This is a genomic window from Arcobacter aquimarinus, from assembly GCF_013177635.1.
Lineage (GTDB): Bacteria > Campylobacterota > Campylobacteria > Campylobacterales > Arcobacteraceae > Aliarcobacter > Aliarcobacter aquimarinus.
Genome location: NZ_CP030944.1, coordinates 478978 through 500979, shown reverse-complemented (window position 1 = coordinate 500979; position 22002 = coordinate 478978). Strand labels below are relative to the sequence as shown.

Annotated in this window: 23 protein-coding genes and 1 pseudogene; 1 reads left to right on the top strand and 23 read right to left on the bottom strand. The window is 25.2% G+C overall.

The window, feature by feature from the left end; translation table 11 throughout:
* Nucleotides 1-54 precede the first annotated feature (54 nt).
* From AAQM_RS02480 to AAQM_RS02450, 7 genes are all read right to left on the bottom strand, one after another.
* Nucleotides 55-1275, bottom strand: a complete 1221-nt coding sequence (locus tag AAQM_RS02480) for an HD-GYP domain-containing protein (protein WP_164967016.1) — start codon at nt 1273-1275, stop codon at nt 55-57.
* Nucleotides 1276-1443: 168 nt separating this feature from the next.
* Nucleotides 1444-3078 carry a chaperonin GroEL gene (gene groL, locus AAQM_RS02475; RefSeq protein ID WP_129094161.1) on the bottom strand — a complete coding sequence of 545 codons (1635 nt, stop codon included), beginning with the start codon at nt 3076-3078 and terminating at the stop codon, nt 1444-1446.
* Nucleotides 3079-3127: 49 nt separating this feature from the next.
* Nucleotides 3128-3385: a co-chaperone GroES gene (gene groES, locus AAQM_RS02470; RefSeq protein WP_129094160.1), complete on the bottom strand. Its 258-nt coding sequence runs from the start codon at nt 3383-3385 to the stop codon at nt 3128-3130.
* Nucleotides 3386-3526: 141 nt separating this feature from the next.
* Nucleotides 3527-4387 carry a polyprenyl synthetase family protein gene (locus AAQM_RS02465; protein ID WP_129094159.1) on the bottom strand — a complete coding sequence of 287 codons (861 nt, stop codon included), beginning with the start codon at nt 4385-4387 and terminating at the stop codon, nt 3527-3529.
* 3 nt (nt 4388-4390) lie between these two features.
* Complete coding sequence (locus tag AAQM_RS02460) at nt 4391-4711, bottom strand: YbaB/EbfC family nucleoid-associated protein (protein WP_129094158.1); 321 nt, start codon at nt 4709-4711, stop codon at nt 4391-4393.
* Nucleotides 4704-5087 carry an aspartate 1-decarboxylase gene (panD, locus tag AAQM_RS02455; RefSeq protein WP_129094157.1) on the bottom strand — a complete coding sequence of 128 codons (384 nt, stop codon included), beginning with the start codon at nt 5085-5087 and terminating at the stop codon, nt 4704-4706. The genes AAQM_RS02460 and panD overlap by 8 nt, the downstream gene beginning before the upstream one ends.
* 14 nt (nt 5088-5101) lie before the next feature.
* The gene (locus AAQM_RS02450) at nt 5102-5464 is read right to left on the bottom strand and encodes a (2Fe-2S) ferredoxin domain-containing protein (protein ID WP_129094156.1); all 363 of its coding nucleotides are present in this window, start codon (nt 5462-5464) and stop codon (nt 5102-5104) included.
* Nucleotides 5465-5609: 145 nt separating this feature from the next.
* Here AAQM_RS02450 and AAQM_RS02445 point away from each other — a divergent pair, with 145 nt between their 5' ends.
* Nucleotides 5610-6143: a peptidylprolyl isomerase gene (locus AAQM_RS02445; RefSeq protein ID WP_129094155.1), complete on the top strand. Its 534-nt coding sequence runs from the start codon at nt 5610-5612 to the stop codon at nt 6141-6143.
* Between the two features lie 22 nt (nt 6144-6165).
* Here AAQM_RS02445 and AAQM_RS02440 read toward each other — a convergent pair whose 3' ends face one another.
* The 16 genes and pseudogenes from AAQM_RS02440 to AAQM_RS02370 form a co-directional block, all read right to left on the bottom strand.
* Nucleotides 6166-7518 (bottom strand): response regulator, encoded by a 1353-nt coding sequence (locus AAQM_RS02440; RefSeq protein WP_129094154.1) that lies wholly within the window; start codon nt 7516-7518, stop codon nt 6166-6168.
* A 12-nt stretch (nt 7519-7530) separates the two neighbouring features.
* A complete protein-coding gene (locus tag AAQM_RS02435) occupies nt 7531-8010 on the bottom strand; it encodes a chemotaxis protein CheW (protein WP_128985382.1) in 480 nt (159 codons plus the stop codon).
* A gap of 72 nt (nt 8011-8082) precedes the next feature.
* Nucleotides 8083-9336 carry an exodeoxyribonuclease VII large subunit gene (gene xseA / locus AAQM_RS02430; RefSeq protein WP_129094153.1) on the bottom strand — a complete coding sequence of 418 codons (1254 nt, stop codon included), beginning with the start codon at nt 9334-9336 and terminating at the stop codon, nt 8083-8085.
* Between the two features lie 19 nt (nt 9337-9355).
* Nucleotides 9356-10066, bottom strand: coding sequence for a bifunctional demethylmenaquinone methyltransferase/2-methoxy-6-polyprenyl-1,4-benzoquinol methylase UbiE (ubiE, locus tag AAQM_RS02425; RefSeq protein WP_129094152.1), 711 nt, complete (start codon nt 10064-10066; stop codon nt 9356-9358).
* Nucleotides 10067-10091: 25 nt separating this feature from the next.
* Nucleotides 10092-10340 carry a hypothetical protein gene (locus tag AAQM_RS02420; protein ID WP_129094151.1) on the bottom strand — a complete coding sequence of 83 codons (249 nt, stop codon included), beginning with the start codon at nt 10338-10340 and terminating at the stop codon, nt 10092-10094.
* A complete protein-coding gene (locus tag AAQM_RS02415) occupies nt 10337-11128 on the bottom strand; it encodes a P-loop NTPase family protein (RefSeq protein ID WP_128985378.1) in 792 nt (263 codons plus the stop codon). Before AAQM_RS02415 ends, AAQM_RS02420 begins: the two co-directional genes overlap by 4 nt.
* Before the next feature lie 79 nt (nt 11129-11207).
* Nucleotides 11208-12032: a TIGR00282 family metallophosphoesterase gene (locus AAQM_RS02410; protein WP_129094150.1), complete on the bottom strand. Its 825-nt coding sequence runs from the start codon at nt 12030-12032 to the stop codon at nt 11208-11210.
* A 46-nt stretch (nt 12033-12078) separates the two neighbouring features.
* Nucleotides 12079-14466, bottom strand: a complete 2388-nt coding sequence (locus tag AAQM_RS02405) for a PAS domain-containing sensor histidine kinase (protein WP_171920640.1) — start codon at nt 14464-14466, stop codon at nt 12079-12081.
* On the bottom strand, nt 14463-16502 hold the full coding sequence (locus AAQM_RS02400; RefSeq protein ID WP_129094305.1) for a PAS domain-containing protein: 2040 nt from the start codon (nt 16500-16502) through the stop codon (nt 14463-14465). Before AAQM_RS02400 ends, AAQM_RS02405 begins: the two co-directional genes overlap by 4 nt.
* The gene (locus tag AAQM_RS02395) at nt 16503-16880 is read right to left on the bottom strand and encodes a response regulator (RefSeq protein WP_129094306.1); all 378 of its coding nucleotides are present in this window, start codon (nt 16878-16880) and stop codon (nt 16503-16505) included.
* A complete protein-coding gene (locus AAQM_RS12835; protein WP_228254493.1) occupies nt 16877-17248 on the bottom strand; it encodes a CZB domain-containing protein in 372 nt (123 codons plus the stop codon). Before AAQM_RS12835 ends, AAQM_RS02395 begins: the two co-directional genes overlap by 4 nt.
* 48 nt (nt 17249-17296) lie before the next feature.
* Nucleotides 17297-17773 (bottom strand): annotated as a pseudogene (locus tag AAQM_RS12830) (methyl-accepting chemotaxis protein); the annotation flags it as partial.
* Nucleotides 17774-18357: 584 nt separating this feature from the next.
* A complete protein-coding gene (locus AAQM_RS02385) occupies nt 18358-19464 on the bottom strand; it encodes an aminoacetone oxidase family FAD-binding enzyme (protein WP_206731540.1) in 1107 nt (368 codons plus the stop codon).
* 29 nt (nt 19465-19493) lie between these two features.
* On the bottom strand, nt 19494-20741 hold the full coding sequence (locus AAQM_RS02380; protein WP_129094309.1) for an ArsS family sensor histidine kinase: 1248 nt from the start codon (nt 20739-20741) through the stop codon (nt 19494-19496).
* Nucleotides 20738-21418, bottom strand: a complete 681-nt coding sequence (locus AAQM_RS02375; RefSeq protein WP_129094310.1) for a response regulator transcription factor — start codon at nt 21416-21418, stop codon at nt 20738-20740. The genes AAQM_RS02380 and AAQM_RS02375 overlap by 4 nt, the downstream gene beginning before the upstream one ends.
* Before the next feature lie 25 nt (nt 21419-21443).
* Nucleotides 21444-21908 (bottom strand): Spy/CpxP family protein refolding chaperone, encoded by a 465-nt coding sequence (locus AAQM_RS02370; RefSeq protein WP_129094311.1) that lies wholly within the window; start codon nt 21906-21908, stop codon nt 21444-21446.
* Between the last annotated feature and the right edge of the window lie 94 nt (nt 21909-22002).

The window sequence follows — 22002 nt, the reverse complement described above, 5'->3', positions numbered from 1 at the left end:
TTTTATTTACTTAATAAATAATTTTTAAAGGTTCTATTTTTATAGGACCTTTTTTTATTTTTCATCAAAAACAATATCTATTGCATTTACAATATCTATATCTATTTCATAATCACTTAAATTCTTTCTTAATATCAAAACAGCCTCTTTATGAGTCATTGATTTTCGATATGGTCTATCTTCAACTAATGCTTGATAAAAATCTAAACAAGAGACTATTCTCTCTTCTAATCCCAATTCATTTGATGTTAAGCCAAAAGGATAACCTGAACCATCTAACTTTTCATGATGAGAAGATGCCCATTTTGTAATATCACTAAAGTTATCAATTTTACTTAAAATAGAGTGAGTTAAATAAGCATGCTTTTTTATTTCAAAAAGTTCTTGATTTGTAAGGCTACCTTCTTTATCTAGAATAGCATTTGGCGTACCAAGTTTTCCTATATCATGAAGATTTGAAGCAATTTGTATTTTTAGTTTTGTTTCATCATCTAGATTAAAATATTCTACAAGTTTTAAAGACTTTTCTTCTAAATCAACTGAGTGTTTAGCTGTAAATTTAGATTTACCATCTATAATCTTTGAAAATATTTTTGTAATAGATAAAAAACTTTCAAGGGGAACTTCAATAGCAAAATTTGGTAGAATTTTTTCTAAAGGATTTACTTCATCAAAATACTCTAAATCTCCCCAAAATAAAAAAGATTCACTTAATATTGAATAAGCATCAACTATTTGTTTTGAGAAAAGCTTTTTTTCATTTATTTTCACAAAATCTAAAATTAATTCTTTTTTATCATAACAAATGTTTGACAAATCAAAATTTGTATCTAAAGTATCAGCAAATGATATTAATTGAGCAAAAATGGGTATTTCATTTTCTTTCTTACCAAATAATCCTGAACCATCATAATATTCATGATGATAAAGAATTATATTTTTTTGAAATGTCAAAAAAGGAAAATCTTTAATATTATTTTCACCAATTGAACAATGTTCAGAAAAATTAACCACATTAAAATAGTCTTCTACATTACTTAAGTTATATTCACTTGTAAAATTACAAAAGCTCTCTATCAAACCATTATCATGTAACAATGAATATGAACATAAATCAAATTTCTCTTCATCACTTAATCCCATAATATCTGCCATTCGTAAACAAATATAGGCAACTCTTTTACTATGTTTTAACGAAGTACACTTTATTTCACTCTCCGCCAAATCTAAGGCAAAAGATATTGAAAACAGAAATTTATTAAGGCTTAAAGTCATAAAAAAATCCCTTTTTTTGAAAATTGCTCTCATTATAACAAAAAAAATAGATTTTCTGAAAATTATTTTGTGGAATTTGGAGTGATTTTATCTCATTTATTAGTTGTTTTGAAATAAAAAAAACCGTACTCATAAGAGTACAGTTTTAAAAAAGTTTTAAATGATTTTTTACATCATTCCTGGCATTCCCATTCCACCCATGTCAGGCATTGCTGGCATTGTTGGTTTATCTTCTTTGATATCAGTTACAGTAGCTTCAGTTGTTAATAAAAGTGAAGCAACTGAAACAGCTTTTTGCATTGCAACTCTTTCTACTTTAGCAGGGTCTACAATTCCAGCTTCAAACATATCTACATATTCTCCAGTTGCTGCATTAAATCCTAAATTTTCATTTGAAGATTTTTCAACTTCATTTACAACAACACCTGCATCAAATCCAGCATTAATTGCAATTTGTTTCATAGGCGCTTTAATAGCTCTTAAAACAATAGCAGCTCCTATTGATTCATCACCTTCTAGTTCAAGATTAACTTTTGCAGCAGCTCTAATTAATGCAGCTCCTCCACCAATCACAATACCTTCTTCAACTGCAGCTCTTGTTGCACTTAAAGCATCATCAACTCTGTCTTTTTTCTCTTTCATTTCAGTCTCAGTAGCAGCTCCTACTTTAATAACAGCAACACCACCTGAAAGTTTTGCTAATCTTTCTTGTAATTTTTCTTTATCATATTCACTAGTTGTATTAGCTATCTCTGCTTTAATTTGATTTACTCTTGCTTTTACAGCTTCAGTATCACCACTTCCATCAACGATTGTAGTATTATCTTTATCAATTACTACTTTTGAAGCTGTTCCTAAAACTTCAATACCACAAGTATCAAGTTTCATTCCCATTTCTTCAGATACAACAGTAGCTTTTGTTAATACTGCAATATCTTGTAACATTGCTTTTCTTCTATCACCAAATCCTGGAGCTTTAACAGCAGCAATATTTAAAGAACCTCTTAATCTATTTACAACTAAAGTTGCTAATGCTTCACCATCTACATCTTCTGCAATGATTATTAAAGGTCTTCCTGTTTGATTAACCGCTTCTAAAATTGGTAACATCTCTTTTAAAGAAGATATTTTTTTCTCATATAATAAAATAAATGGATTATTAAATTCAGCAATCATTTTATCAGCATTTGTAATAAAATATGGAGATAAATATCCTCTATCAAATTGCATTCCCTCAACAACTTCTAATTCATCAGAAATACCTTTTGCTTCTTCAACTGTAATAACACCATCTTTTCCTACTTTATCCATAGCTTCAGCAATCATACTTCCAATAGCTTTATCTGAATTTGCTGAAATAGTAGCAACTTGTTCAATTTCTGTTTTATTAGCAACAACTCTTGAAGCTTTTTTAAGTTCTGCTAAAATAGCTTCGCATGCTTTATCCATACCTCTTTTTAAAATAATTGGATTAGCTCCTGCTGTTACGTTTCTTAAACCTTCTTTGAAAATTGAATGAGCTAAAACTGTCGCTGTTGTTGTTCCATCTCCTGCTTCGTCAGCAGTTTTAGAAGCAACGTCTTTTACAAGTTGTGCACCCATATTTTCTAAAGTATCTTTTAATTCAATTTCTCTTGCAACTGATACACCATCTTTTGTAATTGTTGGAGCACCAAAAGATTTTTGCAATAACACATTTCTTCCTCTTGGTCCCATTGTAACTTTAACTGCATCTGCTAACTTTTCAACACCTGCATATAATCTATTTCTTGCGTTGTCACTAAATGTAATTTCTTTTGCCATTTTAATTTCCTTTATTTTTTTATCTAATATTAATTAAGATTTTAAAATCTTATAAAACACCAATTATATTTTCAATTTCTAATACTAAATAATCTTCACCATCTAAAGTAAACTCTGTTCCTCTATATTGCTCAAAAACAATTGTATCACCAACTTTTAGTTCAGTTACTTCTGAACCAATTGCTTTAACTTCAGCAGTATTTGGTTTTTGCTTTGCTGAATCAACTAAAATAATCCCGCTTGCAGTTTTTTCTTCTGCTTGTGTTCTTTGAACTAGTACTCTTTTTCCTAGTGGTTTAAAATTCATGATACGTCCTTTTATAAAAATTAATATTTCTGCTAAAACTTAGAATTTAGCACTCTGAAATTCTAAGTGCTAAATTTTATAAAATTTTTCAATAATTGTCAAGAGATTTGAGTTAATTTGACTAAGAGTTTTGTTGAAAATTTAATTATGTCTATTTATGTAGCTTAAAAGTAACTCTTCTAAAGAGTTTTTTAACTTATAATCAAAAGAGTTTAAACTCTCTTTACATTTATTTGCTAATTTATCAGCACTTTTTTTTGCACCTTCAAGTCCTAACAAATTTACAAAAGAGTTCTTTAAATTATCATTTTTTGTTGTTTTACCAGCTTCTTCACTTGTTAAAGTTTCATCAATAATATCATCTTGAATTTGAAAAAGTAATCCTAAATCAATTCCAAAACTATATAATTTTTCCTGTGTTTCTAAATCATACTCACTAATTATTGCACCCATTTTCAAACTTGCTGCAATTAATTTGGCAGTTTTATGAATATGTAAAAATTCTAATTGATTTAATTCTAATTTCTGATTTTCAAAGAAACAATCAATAGCTTGACCAATTATCATACCATCAATCCCACCATTAGAAGCTAAACATTTAATTAAATCAATTTTTATGTCATTAGATAAAGAAGCATTGGAAATTAAATTAAAAGCTTCTGTATTTAAAGCATCTCCAACTAAAATAGCTGTAACTTCATCATATTTTTTATGTAAAGTTTGAAAACCTCTTCTTAAATCTGCATTATCCATAGCTGGTAAATCATCATGAATCAAAGAGTATGTATGTAAAAACTCTATTCCTAAAGCTACTGGCATAGAATTAGAAATAAGTAACGATTTATTTGATTTTACAACTGAAAGTAAAAGCATAGGTCTAAATCTTTTTCCCCCTGCTTTTAACATATCACCTAATGCATTTTGGAAGTTTGGATGAAAAGTATTTGATAAAGGAAGATTACTCAATAAATAATCTTCAAAAGAGTTTAATAAATTTTTCATAAATTATTTTTGACCAAAAGAGCCAAATCCACCCATTAAGTTCATTGCAATCATTTTTTTATTTTCATCACTTTGTTTTATAACATCATTCATACATGAAATTAACAAAATTTGTAAAGAATCCTTATCCTCAAGTAATGAATCATCAATTTTTAAATCTATTACCTCTGAGTTTCCATTGATTGAAATTTCAACCATTCCACCACCAGCTTTTGAAGTAAATATTTTAGAAGCATTTTCATCTTTAGCATTTTTTGCCATATCTTGAAATTGATTCAACATATCACCTAAATTTAAATTTTTTAAATCGATACCATCAAACATTATCGCTTCCTACTAATTCATTAGTTATTAACTCTATATTGTTTTTATCATCAACTAAAACAACTGTAGGTTTATAATTTTCTAATTCTGCTGGACTATAACTTGCATATGCTATTACAATTATCTTATCACCAATTTCAACTTTTCTAGCAGCTGCTCCATTAAGACACATATCTTTAGAGCCAGCTTTTCCTTTTATAACGTATGTTTGGAATCTCTCACCATTATTAATATTTACAATATCAACTTTTTGACCAACCATCAAGTTTGCTGCACTCATTAACTCTTCATCTATTGTAATTGAACCAACATAATTCAAATTTGCATCTGTTACTGTTGCTCTATGAATCTTACAATATAGCATATCAAATGTCATATATAAATCCCTCTTTATTTTACTAAATTTACAGGTTCGCCCCAATAAGAAGATGGTATTAAATATTCTTCTACGGGCTTTCCACCTAATATATGTTCTTCTACTATTTTATCTATTTTTTCCTTAGATAACTGTGCATACATATAATGTCCAGGTTCAACTAACATCAATGGACCCATTTGACATCTACCAAGACATGAAGTTCTTACAAGTTGAACAGGTCCCATTACACCACTTTTCATTAAAGTTTGAAGTGTATGATTAAATAAATCTCTACTATTTTCATTTACACACGAAGGTTTTGGCATTCCAGGAGGGGAACTTTGTTCGCACTTAAATATGTAAAATGTAGGCTGTGGTAGAGTTGGCATTTCCATTGATTTTCCTTGTTAAAATACATTCTATAATAATTTGAGGAATTCTAACACTTTTTTTTTAAATTTTAATAAAATATTTTTTTTATCATTTTTTCAAAGCATATATAATATACTAAAACCAACAAAACCAAAAAAAAGGAATTAAATGAAAAAAATTTTAATTATACTTTGTTCTTTTATGTTACTTTTAGAAGCATCAAATCCTACTGCTTTATTTGAAACAACAAAAGGAAATATACAAATAGAATTAAGACCTGATTTAGCGCCAAAAGCTGTTGAAAACTTTGTTACACATGCAAAAAATGGTTATTATAATGGGTTAATATTTCATAGAGTTATAAAAAACTTTATGATTCAAGGTGGAGATCCAACTGGAACAGGAGCTGGTGGAGAATCTATTTGGAACAAATCTTTTGATGACGAATTTGCTCCGAATGCTGTTTTTGATAAAGCAGGAATTTTAGCAATGGCAAATAAAGGTCCAAACACTAATGGTAGTCAATTTTTCATAACTACTGTTCCTACTTATTGGCTAAATGGTAGACATACCATTTTTGGTTATGTAACTGAAGGATTTGATATTGTAAAAAAAATTGAATCTGTTGAAACAAATGGTAAATATAGAGGTGACAAACCCTTAGAAGATATTAAAATTATCTCTATTTCTATAAAAGAATAAATCAAGAAAAATCTTGATTTATTTAACCAAAAATCTTACTTAAAAGATTTTTATCAGCAAAAGAAATTATTTGTTTCTCAAGATTTTCTAATCTTTGTGTCTCTTCTTTAGCTTTATCTTTCCAATATTCAAGTTTTTGTAAAAGAACATCATCAGATTGTACAGAATCTAACTGTTCTGTTAATTCTGCTATTTTTTCTTCAAGTTCTGTGATTTTTTCTTCATAATTAATTTTTAATTGTATAAATCTTTTTTCATCATTTTGTTCTAATGATGTCAATTTTTCTTTTAATTTCTTAACTTCTAATCTTAAATCACTATTCTCTTTTGATAGTTTAAAAGCTATATTTGTATTAGAATTTTTCTTATATAAACCAATTTCTGTTTTCAAATTCTTATTTTCTAATCTATATTTTTCATTACTATAAATATATTTATCTAAATTTTTCATAGCTTGTTCTAACTCTATTTGCGCAATCTCAAGCCTATTTTTTAAATCATTTATTATTAAGTTTTGTTCTAAACTACCCTCTTTACTTCTTATATAAATATCACTTTTTTCTTTCATTAAAGCTAATTGAATTTCTCTTTTTTTATTTAATTCTTCCGTGATATCTTTTTGAATAGAAATAGCACCTGTCATCTCTCCTGTATCATCTAAGGTAGGTATAACATAAGCATCAGTGTTATAAAAAGTGCCATCTTTTTTAATATTTTTTAATTTACCTTGCCAAGATTTATTATTTAATACATTTGCATATAAATTTGTATAAATATCATTGGCAACATCTGGATATTTAAGATATTTAAACTCTTTACCAATTAATTCATCTTTTTGAAATCCTGAAATTTGACAAAAAAGTTCATTTACATAAGTAATGTTAAGATGAATATCTGTTTTTATAACAATATTATTACTATCAAGAATCTCTTTATATTTTGAAAGTTCATCTTGTTGTTGTTTTAATAAAAACTCTTGATACAATTTTGATGCTATTTCATTCATTAAAGAGAGTAAATTTCTAATATCAATAGGTTTTACTATATATTCTCTTACTTTTAATTTTATGGCTTCAGCCAAAAATTCATTATCTGAATAAGCTGTTGCAAATATTATTGGAACTTTTTCATTTACTCCACGAATTTTTCTAATCATTTCAATACCATTTAAAACAGGCATATTTATATCTGTTAATATGATATTAATTTCATCTTCATTCTCTAAAAAAGTTCTAAGACCTTCTTTACCATCTTTTGATGAAAATACTTTTTTGAAAAAATTACCTAACAAGTCAGTTAATTCACCTCTAATAGTATCATCATCTTCTACATATAATAAAGTTAATCTTTTTAATAAATTTTTATCTATACTCATAAAAATTAATTCTTAATCTTTTAACTCTTCTTTTGCTACAACTCGTTCTATATCCATAACAACAAGCATTTGATTATTATCTAATCTTACATAGCCTTTTAAGTATTTAGCAGGAATTGCAGAACCCATTTCAGAAACAGGTGCTAATACACTTGTATCTAATCTTTGAACATCATCAACTAAATCAACAATTATTCCTATCATTCTTTTATCTTCAGTGATTACTGCAATTACTGAAGTATTCTCATCATAAGTTCCTGGACCTGTGTTAAACTTGATTCTAATATCTAAAATTGGAACAACTTCTCCTCTTAAATTTATCAGTCCTTTAACCCATTTTGAAGTATTAGGAAGAGGAGTAATATTATCAGGATATGTCAATATTTCTCTTATTTTAGGTAATTCTATAGCATATTTCATTGCACCTAATTCAAATGTCATAAACTCACTTGTATTTGCGTAATCTATAACTTTATTGTCACTGCTTTCCATAAATTATCCTTTTAATTTAACTCTTTTTGTTTTGCTAATTTTTTATTATTCTACCTACACTAAACTTAAACTCTATTGTTGTTCTAAGCTATTTAAAGTACAGCTAGCAATATATTTTGGTGTTTGCAACTCTATTTTATCTCCTATTTGTAACTCTTCTAAAGAAATTATTTTATTATTCTTAGAGATTTGTACAAAGCCATTTTTATCTTTTTTGTTTGGATGATTTAATTCAAAATTTGATTTTAATAAATCAACTTGATTTTGTGTTTTTAGTAAAAATGCTGAAAAACTATTTTTCATACTATTTTTTAATAAAATCAACTCATTTTGAGAACTTAAAATTTTTTGTGATAAATCTGTTTTAAAAGATGATTTTAAAAGATTTATCTCTGTTTGAATAAATCTAAATTTTGTTTCTATTGAATTTTGCTCAAACAATCTTTTCATATTTAAAAGTTCTTGTTCTTTATTAAAAAGTATACTTTTCATTCGATTACTATACTCATTTACCAAAGAATCTAAATAAATTCTATGTTCATTTATATCAGGTAATGCTATTTCAATTGCATTTGATGGAGTTGCAGCTCTTATATCAGCCACAAAATCAGAAATCATATAATCAATTTCGTGCCCTACTGCTGAAATTATTGGCGTTTTTGCTTCATGTATTGCATTAGCAACTATTTCTTCATTAAATGCCCATAAATCTTCAATACTCCCGCCACCACGTCCAACAATCATAATATCACAAGCTAATTTATCTGCATATTTTATAGAATTTACAATATCAAAAGCAGCTCCTTCCCCTTGAACTAAAGTAGGAACTAAAATAAATTTAGTCAAAGGCCATCTATGACTTGCAACTTTTTTCATATCTTCAATAGCAGCACCAGTAGGTGAAGTAACTAAAACAATTTTTTTAGGATATTTAGGAAGTGGTTGTTTATAATTACCATCAAAATACCCTTTTGCTTCAAGTTTATTTTTTAATTGCTCAAATGCAAATGCTAATGCTCCTTGACCTGAAGGTTCAATTTTATTACATAAAAGTTGATAATTTCCCCTTGGTGCATAAACTGTAATATTTCCAGTAATTACAACTTTCAAACCATTTTCAAGTTGAAATTTCAAATATTTTGTATTTCCTTTAAACATTACACAAGAAAGGGTTGAACTCTCATCTTTTATTGAGAAATATATATGTCCTGAACTATGATGTGTAATATTCGAAATTTCACCCTCCACATAAACTTGAATAAAAGTAGTTTCTAAAAGAGATTTAATTTGAACATTAAGTGTTGATACAGATATTGGTTTATTCATATTAATTAGTGCTAAAAAACTATAATTTTTTAGCGATTATTAAAGTTGATATATTCATAGAAAAAGCTTTTACATGAATTGGCTCAAGACCAGCTTTTTTTAACTCTTTACACAAATTTTCAGTTGTTAAAAATTCATCAATTGAATTTGGTAAATATGTATAAGCCTCTTTATTTTTCGAAATCAATCCACCTAAAACTGGTAAAATTTTATTCATATAAAAATCTGTTAAATGGTCAAGTAATTTCTCTTTTTTATTTTTTGTAAATTCATTTATTACAACTAATCCATCTTTTTTTAAAACTCTTGCAAATTCATAAAATGCTTCTTGTCTTTGAACTACATTTCTAATTCCATAAGAGATAGAAATTATATCAGTAGATTCACTTTCAAGAGGCATTGAAGCTGCTCCTGCTTCTATAAATTCAACGTGAGGAAGTTTCTTTTTTCCTACTTCCATCATTCCAACACTTGGGTCTATTCCAATAATGTTTTTTATTTCAATAGAATTTTCATTAGCTACTTTTTCCCAAAATAAAATCATATCTCCTGTTCCACAAGCAACATCAACTATTTTTTCTATAGATTTTTGACCATATAGTTCAAAAGTTTTATTACAAGCTTTATTTCTCCAAGATTTATCAATCCCCATTGATAAAACTCTATTTGCAACATCATAAGTTCCTGCAATATCATTGAACATTGATACAATTTTTTGTTGTTTTTCCATTTTTATTTTTCCTAATTTTCTTATTTTATAAAAGATATTTTCCTATTAATAATCCAACAATAAGCCCTATATTAACAGCAATAGCAATATACATATATGACAATTTTTTATCTGCATAAGGAAGTTTATTTATAATATCTTCTTGGTGTTTTAAAGTTATTTCAAAATTTTGTGATGATTTTTCCAAATTATCAACTGCTTTTCGTAAAGCAATTTCAGAAAACTCCATTCTTTCAACAAGCTCTTTTGCTTGTTTAAAGCTCATATCACTCATTTTTTAATTTCAATCCATCTATCTAAATCACAAAATATTTTATTTAAAGTATTTAAAACATAATCTTTTGCTTCTGTTTGAATTCTTCTAAAAAATAGATATTTTCTAGCACTTTCAATATCTCCAACCTCTTTTGCTTGAATAGCTTTTGCCGCAAAATCTGTATTATTATAAGCCATTTCCCAAACTGTTGAACCTAGGTATCTACTCATAGTTATGACTTTGTCATTTTTTACAGGAAAATATTTTGGTTCTTTTACAAAATCACAAATTACAGAGTTTGAATCAAGGTATTTATGTCCAAAAAAGTTTATAAATTGTTCATTATAATAATCTTCATCCATAGAGATAGCTCTATTTAAAGCAAAAATTATATTATCTTCTGGATTTTTTTCTATTTTTCTAATTTTTTTCATAGTAGCAATTGCATTTTTCCCATCAAGTTCACCATCACCTAAAGGAATAATCCACTTAACATTTCCAAAAGAACCTACTTTTTTAATCTCATCAAGTACCAAAGATGAAGTTTTATTACCACCAACATCAACAATAACCTCATGATTATCATCCATTAAGATTAATTCATCAAGTTCTGTTAATCTATTTGTTCCTAACATTTTTTTATTTACGATTTCTGTTCTTGTGAATGATCTTGAGTCATTATTTTCATCATCAATTTCAATATATGTAATCTTTTTGCCATGTTTTTTATACAAATATGGTGCAATTACTTGCATAGCAACAGTAGATTTACCTACGCCACCTTTTGTTTGTGGAATTATAATCATCAATTAAACCTTTGGATTTTGTAATTATATAGTTCATTTATTTTATCGTAATATTTATTAATTCCGTATAGTTTAAATGTTAATCAATAAAGGCTTCCGTTACAAAAATCTTAGGATTATGACAATATTTTTTTATTTTAAAAGCACTTGAAGCTTTACCATCATCTATATCAACAACCATCATTTGTAAAATTGATTTGCAGGAATTTGGAACTTCAAAATGTCCTCCAAGTCCTGTAGTAACTTTTTGAATAGGAACTTTTGAATCCATTCCTATTACATTATCTCTACATCCTGTTAAGCCAATATCAGTTAAATATGCAGTGTTTTCAAAAATTTGCAAATCATCTGTTCCCACATGAGTATGTGTTCCACAAATTGCACTTACTTGGTTTTTAAACATCATTAGCATTATTCTTTTTTCACTTGTTGCTTCTGCATGAAAATCTATAAAAATATTTTTTATATTTTGTTCATGAAGATTTGAAACTAATTTTTTAGCCCAATTAAAAGGATTTTCAACAGTTGGCATACCATAAATTCCCATTAGATTTATAACTGCTAATTTCTCTATCCCATTTTGTGTTTCAATCTCACAGATTTTAATCCCACTTCCAATCAAACCTTCAGGATAATTATCAGGTCTTAAAACATTAGAAGTTTCAAGTAAAACCATCATATCTTTTTTCTTATCAAAACTATGATTTCCACCTGTTATTAAATCTATTCCACTTTTTAAAAGCTCTTTTGAACCTTCAATTGTTAAACCAAAACCATGACTTGCATTTTCACCATTGGCAATTATAAAATCAATTTCATATTCATTTTTGATTTTTATTAAATTTTCTTTTATTATTTTTCTTCCAGGTCGTCCTACAATATCGCCTATAAATCCTATTCTCATCTATCTTCTTTATTTAATTTTTTTCTAATTGTATAAAAATAAACTTTTATTCTTCTTCACATTTTTTTAATCTTATTTCAAAAACTGCACCTAAATCTTCATTATAAGCTTTAATTATTCCTTCTTGTTCATCAACTATTTTTTTAGCAATATTTAATCCAACACCCATACCACTATGCTCTTTTGATGAAATAAAAGGCTCAAAAATATCTTCAAGAATCTCTTGTTTTATTCCACCTGCACTATCTTTAAATTTTATTACAATTTCATTTTCTTCTTCAAATAAAATTATATTTAAAGCTCTTTTTTCATAATCATCAATTTTTACTAATTCATCTAAAGCATTATTTATCACAATAATCCAAACCTGTTCAATTCTTTGTTTTTGAACTTTACTACAAAATACAAACTCATTTTTATTTATAGAATCTATATCAAAAAGCTTATCATTTAAAAATATTTTTGCAACCTGTCTTGAACGATTATATGCCATTGTTAATGAAGTAATCAAAGTCGCATAAATATTTATACTCTCTTTTACCTCTTTACTACTTTGAGACATTTCTCTCATTGATTCAACAATATTTGCAATTCTATTAATTCCCTCTTTCATCTTTTCACTATCAAATTTCATTCTTTCTTGAATTTCACTTTTTGGTAAATCCATAATATCATAGGACATTAATTCAAGATTTCCTTTTATATATGTAAGTGGAGTATTAATTTCGTGAGCAATTCCAGCAGCAAGAGAACCGATTGAGGTTAATTTTGCATTTTTTATCTGTTCTTGTTGATGAAGTTTATCTTTTTGGATACTTTTTTCTACTTCTTGATTTATTTTTTCTTCTAGATGTTGATTTAACTCTTGTAATTTTCTTTTATCTTCCAAAGAATTTACTACAAAAACAAGATGTTTATGATCTGATAAAAGACTCAAAGATAATTCAAGATGAATAGGCGTTCCATCTTTTCTTATAAATATTTTCTCTAAATTTAAAATATTTCCTATATCTTCTACCTCTTTTAAAATCTTCTTTAAAAGATTTTTTGAATCGGGATTTATAATATCTATACAATTCATTTGAAGAAGCTCACTATTTTCATAACCTAAAAATTTATTGAAAGTCTTATTTGATTTAATAAACTCACCTTCTAAATTTATCAAAGCAATTCCACTATTTACACTTTCAAAAATAGCATTATCTTGTTCTACTTGATTATTTAAATCTATGTATAATTCTTCAATCTTTTTTTTATTTGTAATATCTGTACAAATTATTGTATATCCAACTATTTGCTCTTTTTCAAAAATAGCTTCAATAAAAAGATTAATCCAAAATACTTCACCATCTTTTTTATTTCCTTTTATTTCTGCTATATATGATTTTTTATTTTTAAGATATTTTAAAATTTTGATTCTCTCTTTTATTTTCATATCTTTATGAATCAAAATTTCGTAGCTATGTCCTATTAATTCACCTTTTGAAAATCCTAAAAAATAACAAAAAGCTTCACTTGAATCAATTATCATATAATTTTTATCAAGTCTTACAAACATTATATGTTTATCTATTACTCGTTGATTTTCATTTAGTTCTAAAAAATTTTGCTTAATATCTAAATCTAGTTTTTTATTCTCTTCTTCAACTTTTTTATTCAATTTTGCAATTGGTTCACTAAATAATAAAGATAAAACTAAAGCCATACAAAAGCCTATAACTATTACAGATTCATAATAATCTTTTATATAATTATCTTTATTTGTTAAAATATCTTGCAAAACAAAAGTATAATATTGTTTTTCATTTATAAAAATCTCTTTATAAAAAGAGTCTTTATTTAATTTTTCACTACTATCAAAAACAACTGTTTTTATAGAAAAATTATTATATATTTTTGAAAATATCTCTTTTAAATCTATTTTTAATATATAAAAACTATCTTCGTTTCTTAGAATAAATTTTATTGTTGAAGAAGAAGAGATATAATGAAGAATTTCTCTATTTTTTAAAACTCTAATATCTTTATAATATGAAGATGTAAATATTCTCTTCAATTGATTAGGTTTATAAATATTTATATCATCATTTTGTTTTTCTATTTTTAACTTTTCATTTGCATCTAAAGATACTATTTTAAATAGTTTAATATTTTTATCTTCTTTTAAAAAGATTTTTAAAAATTCAATCTTTTTTTCTTCATCTTTAAAATTTGAAAGAGTATTTTTTAATAACCAAAGCTTTTCATCATAATTTTTCAAATAAGTTTTGAATATATCTTCTTGATGATTTAAAATATTATAGTTTTGTTCTTTATGTTTTTTTTCATTATGAAAAGTATAAAAATTGTTAAAAGCAAAAGATGAAAAACCAAGTAATAAAATAGCAAATATCACAAATGCAATAAAAAGTTTTATATAAAATGAGACTTTCATTTTGAATCTTGCTTATTTAATTTTATATAATAACTTGTATTATAAATAGTATTATCACACCAAAAAAGTCCACCATTTTTTTCTATAAATAGTTTTGATAAATACAAATAAGTATCAAAATACTTATCATCAGTTGCACTTAAAATCTCATTTATAAAATCTCTTTTGTTTTCCCCTTTTATATTATCTTCTATTTTAATTACAACATCACTATTTCCATCAATTTTTTCATCGATTGCCATAATATAAATTAAAACATTTTCAGATTTATTCATATTTGCTTGTTCTAAAGAGTTTTTTAATATATTTAAAATAATATTTTTTATTTCATTAAATGGAATTGTTGTATAAATTTCAGGTTTAATATCAAATTTTACTCGTATACCACTTTTGTCTAACTCTTCTTTTAAATTAAATATTGATTCACTAACAACTGATAAAAGATTTGTTTTTTCACTATTTCTTGTACTAAAAAGATATTTTATTTCATTTAACATATTTGATAAATTTTTCAATTCTAAATCAATATTATTTTCAATATCTGTTTGATTAAATTTATGTAATTTTTGAAGTTCAAATGAAATTTTTGAAATTGGAATTTTCCATTGATGAGATAAAGAATCCAAAATTTTTGACATTAAATGAACTTTTGTTGAATCAACTAATGTCTTATCTTTTACTTTTATTTCATTTAATTTATTTGATAAATCCTCTTTTAAAAGCCTATTTATTTTCTGTAATTGTTTTGTATCTGTAATGTTTATTCTAATAGAGTTATAACCAATTATTTGTTTATTGATATCATATTTAGGGAAGATAATAGCTTTTATCCAATATGAATTTCCATATTTATCTTGATTTTTAATCTCTCCTTCCCAAATCTTTTTATCTTGCAAATCACTCCAAAGTTTCTCAAAAAATTTATCTGAAACATCTGGATGTTTTAAAATATTTATATTTTTACCAATTAACTCTTCTTTTGTATATCCAGATATTTTACAAAAATTCTTTGTAACAAAAGTAATATTTCCTTCTAAATCTGTTTCAACTTTTAAAATATAATTATCAATTTGTTCAAATAATTCTTCATACTCTTTATCCAAAAACTCTTTTTGCATTTTAAAATTATTTATTTTATAAAATAAATAATATATAATAATCAAAATAAGTATTAAAAAAAGCATTATATAATCAAAAAACATATCTATTTTTTCAATTTGATTATCCTGTGTTAAATCATAAGAGAGTAAATAAATACTATTTTTATAAAAGTCTGAATAAAACAAAGTTCTAAAAATCAAAGGAAATTCAATCAATTTTTCTTTTAAAATAAGTGAAACATCAACTTGTCTATTTAAATCAACTACTAATTTATTTCTATTTTGAGATGTCATATTTAAAAAAAAGCTTTCATCTAAAGAAAAATCATTTGAAACAATTTTTCTAAACCTAAAGTCACTATTTTTTTCAAGATGGTTTATTAAAGAATCAAAATTAAATTTTAGATTTATAACCGCTAGAAAATTTAGTTTTTCATCAAAAATTGGTTTTGAAAATATCAAATATACATTTTTTTCATCAATCTCATATTCAATAATATCTTTTTTAAAAGTTATTACTTTATTAACAATTTTTGAAATGAAATTATCTTTTGGTTCTTCATTTGTACTTAAAACAAGTTGATTTTGAGAAGAATAGATAGTTGTTTCTTCTAACTCTAAAGTTTTATAAAAAGTAAAACTATCTTCAAAATTTACTAATAGTTCATTTGTTATAGATTCTTTATCTTTGCTTTCTAACTCTTTTAAAATATTAATAAGATTTGAATTTTTAATAAATTCATTAAAATAAATAAGTTCTGAAATGTTTTTATAGTGTTCAAAAGTTTCTAAATACTCTTTTTGAACTTTTTTTTCATAATCCAATAAAAAGTATTTAAATTCTCTCTCTTTTAAAAAATTCAGAAAAACTACAATAAAAGCTAAAGATATTACAAAATAGATAAAATACCTAATATTTAGGCTTTTTTTCTCCATTTATTTTGACTCAAGAACTTCTATTATCTTTTTTTCTAAAAGTTGTAATGAATCAAAAGGTTTCATTACATAATTTGTTGCACCCTCTTTATGAGATTTCAAAACCTTATCCAATGTTGAATAAGCTGTCATCATAATAACTTTTTGTTCGGGATTTTTTGACTTTATTTTTTCTAAAGCTTCCAAACCATTCATTTGGGGCATCATAATATCTAATAGTATTAAGTCATACTTACTATTATCAACAGACGCTACTGCTGAAACTGGATTTGAATATGTATTTACTGAAAAATTTGGATTTCTTGTCAAAAATCTACTTAATACATTCAAAATTTCTGTTTCATCATCAACTATTGCTATAGAATATTTTTTACTCATTTTACTTCTCCATCAAATAATCTTTTTGCTGCATCTTTCATAACAGCCTCATTTTTCTCTTCTAAAATTCTATCTAAGTAAATAAATACTTGTTCACTTGCTTGTTCTACTAATTCTATTTTATCTTCAATTAATTGTTTTGAACAAGAAACACTATGTCCTGAACACTCTTTTGCTAAAATATTTGCTTCATGATGAACAATATGATGATGTTTTTCTAAACCTTTATAAGAAGGCACAAAACTAAACTGTTCTTTTCCTAATCCTGTATCGTACCATTTTCCAAGTCTACAATTATGATGATCAACAGCTTTAAAATTATGTTCTCCTCCGAAAATTAGTTGATAAACATTATTTTTATAAATCACGTGATCTAATTTTGCTAAATTTATAAATATTTTATTTGAAATACTTTCAACTTCATATACTGATCTATTTGCATTTTTTTGGAAAGTATTCATCAATTTACTTAAAATATCTATTCTTGATTTTGTTTCATTTACTACACCTGAAACAGCTTCTGAACTATTTTTAATTTTTTGCGTTTCATTTTGAATTGAAGTTACTACATCTTTTATCTGTTTTGCAGCTTCAGCACTTCTACTTGCTAAATTTCTCACTTCTTGAGCAACAACAGCAAAACCTCTTCCTGCTTCTCCTGCAGTTGCAGCTTCAACTGCCGCGTTTAAAGATAAAATATTTGTTTGGAAAGCTATTTCTTGAATTATATTGATAACTTGTGCAATATCTTTACTTTTTGCAACTAGTAAATTAACAACTTCATTTTCTAATTCTATTTCTTTATGAAGTTCATTTGTATCTGCAACAATTTCAGTTATAAGAGATAAACCTTCAGTTGAACCACTTGCTGTCTCTTTTGACTCTTTTGACATCTCTTGTAATTCATCAAGTAATGATAAATAAGTTTTTTGAGTAGTATCAAGAGATCTCGTCATATTTTTGTTATGTCTTGATAATAAACCACCATCTTTATTATCGTGAATTGATGTTTTTCTTAAAGAAACTATTTTATATTGGTTATATGTTTTAATTTCAATATTTGCTTCGCAATCTTCTAAAACTAATCTATTACTATTTCCTAAAACAGCTTCTAAGACAACAGAAAAATCTTTTACATTAGCTCCTGCTAGTTTATTTGTAAAAAAAACTTTGTTGTTTTCATCAAATACAACTAATCCTTCTTCTTGAGAAAAAGCTGCTATTTCTTTGAAAAGTTGTAGTTTATTTTTCTCTTCATTTTTTAAACTATCTATTTCTTTTGAATGATTTGATTCTATTTGTTCAATTAAAGAGTCTTTAGAATTTAACTGTTTTTTTAATTCTTCAATCTCTTTTTCTAAAAGGATAACTTTTTCTTCTAAGTGCTTATTTCCAAAAAACATTTTATAACCTCAATTAATGGTGAATGATATAAGATAATAACCAAAAATGAATAAATATTTACTAAAAATAACTTTTAATTGCTATTTAGTTGCTGCGCACAAACATAAGCTTGACTAAAAACAATTTGAAAATTAAAACCACCTAATTCTCCTGTGATATTTAAGCACTCTCCTATAAAATACAAATCTTTTTGTTTTAAACTTTCAAAACTATTATGATTGATTTCATCAGTATTTACACCACCTTTTGTAACTTCTGCTTTTGTATAACCAAAATTTCCTGCAGGAGAGAATTCATAATATTTCAATAATTTTAATTTCTCTTTTTCCTCACTACTTAAAATAGAAACTTTTTTATCTTCAAGTTCAATACTTTGTAAAAACTCTTGAATAAATCTTTTAGGAAGAGGAATTGCTGTTGAAATATTTTTATTACCAACTAAAAACTTCTCTATTTTTTGTTTTGGTAAAAAATCAAGTGCGATTTTGCCTTTTTTCCAATATAAAGATGTAGTTAAAATAACAGGACCTGAACATCCCTTATGGGCAAATAAAAGTGAACCTTCAAAACTTTTTTCATCTACAAAAGAATTAACAATCATCGAAATACCAGCTAAATTTTTAAACCAAAATTGTTCTTTTTGAACCGTAAATCCTACAAGTGCAGGTTCAAGTTTTTCTATAGTATGTCCAAATTTTTTTGCTATATCAAAAGCTATAGAACTAGCTCCTAAACTAGCATACGACAAACCTCCACTTGCAACTACTAACTTTTTTGCTTCAATTATTTTTGTATCTGTTTTGATTTTATAATGCTTTTCAAAATCAACATCTAAAACAGTTGTTCCTAGATATTTTTTTACATGGCTTGTTATTTTTGTAAACATATCGATAACATCTTGACTTGAATCACAAAAATATGTCCCTTTTACAATTTTTGGATTTATTTTTGGGAAAACTTGATTTTTATTTAAAAAGGCTAATAAATCATTTTTTGAAAATTTATTTAATAATTTTTCTACAAAATCTCTATCTCCTAAATAATTTTTTTTACTTACTAACTCATTTGTAATATTACATTTAGCTCCACCTGAAACTTTTATTTTTGGTGCTAATTTTGTATTTGTATCAATTAGACAGATATTTTTATACTTTTTTTTATCTAAATTTGAAGCAAGCATTAAAGCACTTGCACCTGCTCCAATTATTGCTATATCGTAAATGTTTCATCCTTTTTACAAATAAATCTATTTGTTTCATTTTTATATTCATATTCTAAAATATATCCATTTGCTTTTAATATATTATGAACTATATACAAACCTAAACCAAAAGAGTCTTTTGATTTATCTTCATTTGAGAAAAATGGCTCAAAATATTTTTCAAAGGGAGCTTCAAGCTCTAATCCTAAATTTTCAAAAATTATATTTTCATCTTCTGTTTTTATTATTACTTCTTTATTTGGTGAATATTTAATTGCATTATCAATTAAATTTTTAACAGCTATTGAAAATAATTTAAAATTCACTTCTAACTTTTTATTTTCATATTTTGAAATCACATGTTCATCTTCAATCATCAAAATATCTTTTGCATTATCAATAATATCATCTAAAAAATAGAATTTTTTGTCAATATTTTTATTTGAAGAGATTAACTCTTCTATTGAAGCAAACTCGTTTATTAAAGATTCCAATCTATTAAAAACTGATTTTAATTTTTCATTATTTTCTTCATTTTGCGCTAGAGAAGTTAAAAATTTTCCTTTTGTAATTGGTGTTTTTAACTCATGCATAATATTTCTAATAAAAATATTTCTAGCTTCTTTTAAATTTTTCAATTTTTCTGCTGATTTTTTAAATTCAACTGCTAATAATGAAACCTCATCTTTTCCTTTTGTATTACAACATTCAAAATCAAAATTTTCATCACCTAAAGTTTTAACTTTATCTTTTAATATTTTTAAAGGCATTAATTTTCGTAAAGTTATTAAATAAACTAAAACAATAGTAATAAACAAAATAGCAAAAACTAAAATAATATAAATTGAAGTATCATTATGTGAAGTGTCTTCATCTTTTATTAAAATAGTTTCACCTCTTTTTTTTATGTAAACATAATTTACATCATCTAGATTTAAAACTCTAAAAATGTCATTATGTTTTGGATGAACTCTTTCTACTAAAACTTTTGTTTTTGGATTATATGTAATTGCATTTATTTGTGATTTTTCAAAAATAAGTTTATAATTTATATCTTCTAGATTTTTTATAAAAGTCTCTGAAAATCTAAAATCTTGTTTGTTTACCATTTTAGAAACATAAACATATTTATCTAAAAGTTGATTTTCTTGAGTTTTGTAATTATGTGTTAAAAGAATTAAAAAACTAACCACTACCAAAAGTATTGATATTATAAAACTAACTGTAATTGTAAAAAATATTGATTGTCTATTCATTGTATAAATTTGTATCCCATTCCTCTAATTGTATGCAAAAATTGAGGTTCTTTTATATTATCTTCAATTTTATGTCTAATTCTATTTATTATAACTGCAAGTGAACCTGAACTTTCATAATCTTGGTTTAATATATCAGAATTTTCAAAAATATCTTCTCTACTTATTACAAAACCTTCTCTTTTTATCAAAAGTGATAAAACTTCAAACTCAGCTGCTGTTAGTTTTAGATATTTGCCATTTTTAGTTATCTCTTTTTTCTCTTCATTCAAAATAAATATTTTATTTTTATTATCATCTTCTTGGTTATTTGAGTGATTAAATCTTCGTAAAATTGTTTTTATTCGAACCTCCAACTCTCTTGGATCATAAGGTTTTGGTAAATAATCATCTGCTCCCATTTTAAGTGCAGTTACTTTATCTGTTATATCACTTCTTGCACTTGAAATAATTATTGGAATATCAAAATCTTTTACAATTATTTTACAAACATCTAATCCATCCATTCCAGGAAGTGTTAAATCTAAAATTATTAAATCATATTTATTTATTTTTAAAGCAGAAAGAGCCAAAAATGGCTCTTCATAATTGGTAACTTCTATATTAAATTGCTTTAAATATTGACATAGAACACTAGCTAATTCTAAATCATCTTCTATCATTGCAATTTTTATCAAAATTTATCCTTCTGAATTTATCTTATTATTTTTTATCTATTTTTTCATTTTGTAAATCTATTAAAACTTTTAACTGCTCTTTTTGTTTAGGAGTTAAAACCGCATAAGATTTCTCTATTATTTCAGCTTTTGATTTTATCATATTATCTCTTTTTTCATTCATAATCTGAATATACTTAGCTTTATCAAAACCATCTTTTGAAAATGCTTCATTTGGTGATTTATTATTTTTTCTAGTTTGGGCAATAATCTCTTCAACCTTTTTTTCTTGCTCTTGTGTCAAATTTAACTCTTTGAACATAGCAAAAATATGTCCATCTTTTTTATGATAACCTTTGTGAGATTTGCCTTTTTGCATCATACAACTTGATTTATCACAATTTGTTCTATCTTTATCTTTTTTATTCATATCACAATTTGAAGCATATAAACCTCCTGCTAAAATAGCACTTACTAATAATCCTTTAAAAATTTTATTCTGAGTTTTCATTTTTTATCCTTTTTTTTGATATGTGAAATTATCACATTTCCAAATTAACCATATTTAAATTTTATATTAATGAAAACTTAACAAAATATAGCCA

Coding starts and splice junctions, on each gene's coding strand:
- AAQM_RS02420 (WP_129094151.1), bottom strand. CDS start 10,340: ATGAGTGATATGAGCTTTAAACAAGCAAAAGAGCTTGTTGAAAGAATG.
- AAQM_RS02465 (WP_129094159.1), bottom strand. CDS start 4,387: ATGAAAAATTTATTAAACTCTTTTGAAGATTATTTATTGAGTAATCTT.
- AAQM_RS02435 (WP_128985382.1), bottom strand. CDS start 8,010: ATGGAAAGCAGTGACAATAAAGTTATAGATTACGCAAATACAAGTGAG.
- groL (WP_129094161.1), bottom strand. CDS start 3,078: ATGGCAAAAGAAATTACATTTAGTGACAACGCAAGAAATAGATTATAT.
- AAQM_RS02480 (WP_164967016.1), bottom strand. CDS start 1,275: ATGACTTTAAGCCTTAATAAATTTCTGTTTTCAATATCTTTTGCCTTA.
- panD (WP_129094157.1), bottom strand. CDS start 5,087: ATGACATTTGATATGCTATATTGTAAGATTCATAGAGCAACAGTAACA.
- AAQM_RS02415 (WP_128985378.1), bottom strand. CDS start 11,128: ATGATTATAATTCCACAAACAAAAGGTGGCGTAGGTAAATCTACTGTT.
- xseA (WP_129094153.1), bottom strand. CDS start 9,336: ATGAATAAACCAATATCTGTATCAACACTTAATGTTCAAATTAAATCT.
- AAQM_RS02385 (WP_206731540.1), bottom strand. CDS start 19,464: ATGCTTGCTTCAAATTTAGATAAAAAAAAGTATAAAAATATCTGTCTA.
- AAQM_RS02410 (WP_129094150.1), bottom strand. CDS start 12,032: ATGAGAATAGGATTTATAGGCGATATTGTAGGACGACCTGGAAGAAAA.
- AAQM_RS02445 (WP_129094155.1), top strand. CDS start 5,610: ATGAAAAAAATTTTAATTATACTTTGTTCTTTTATGTTACTTTTAGAA.
- AAQM_RS02450 (WP_129094156.1), bottom strand. CDS start 5,464: ATGGAAATGCCAACTCTACCACAGCCTACATTTTACATATTTAAGTGC.
- ubiE (WP_129094152.1), bottom strand. CDS start 10,066: ATGGAAAAACAACAAAAAATTGTATCAATGTTCAATGATATTGCAGGA.
- AAQM_RS02380 (WP_129094309.1), bottom strand. CDS start 20,741: ATGAATAGACAATCAATATTTTTTACAATTACAGTTAGTTTTATAATA.
- AAQM_RS02405 (WP_171920640.1), bottom strand. CDS start 14,466: ATGAAAGTCTCATTTTATATAAAACTTTTTATTGCATTTGTGATATTT.
- AAQM_RS02440 (WP_129094154.1), bottom strand. CDS start 7,518: ATGAGTATAGATAAAAATTTATTAAAAAGATTAACTTTATTATATGTA.
- AAQM_RS02370 (WP_129094311.1), bottom strand. CDS start 21,908: ATGAAAACTCAGAATAAAATTTTTAAAGGATTATTAGTAAGTGCTATT.
- AAQM_RS02460 (WP_129094158.1), bottom strand. CDS start 4,711: ATGTTTGATGGTATCGATTTAAAAAATTTAAATTTAGGTGATATGTTG.
- AAQM_RS02400 (WP_129094305.1), bottom strand. CDS start 16,502: ATGGAGAAAAAAAGCCTAAATATTAGGTATTTTATCTATTTTGTAATA.
- AAQM_RS02395 (WP_129094306.1), bottom strand. CDS start 16,880: ATGAGTAAAAAATATTCTATAGCAATAGTTGATGATGAAACAGAAATT.
- groES (WP_129094160.1), bottom strand. CDS start 3,385: ATGAATTTTAAACCACTAGGAAAAAGAGTACTAGTTCAAAGAACACAA.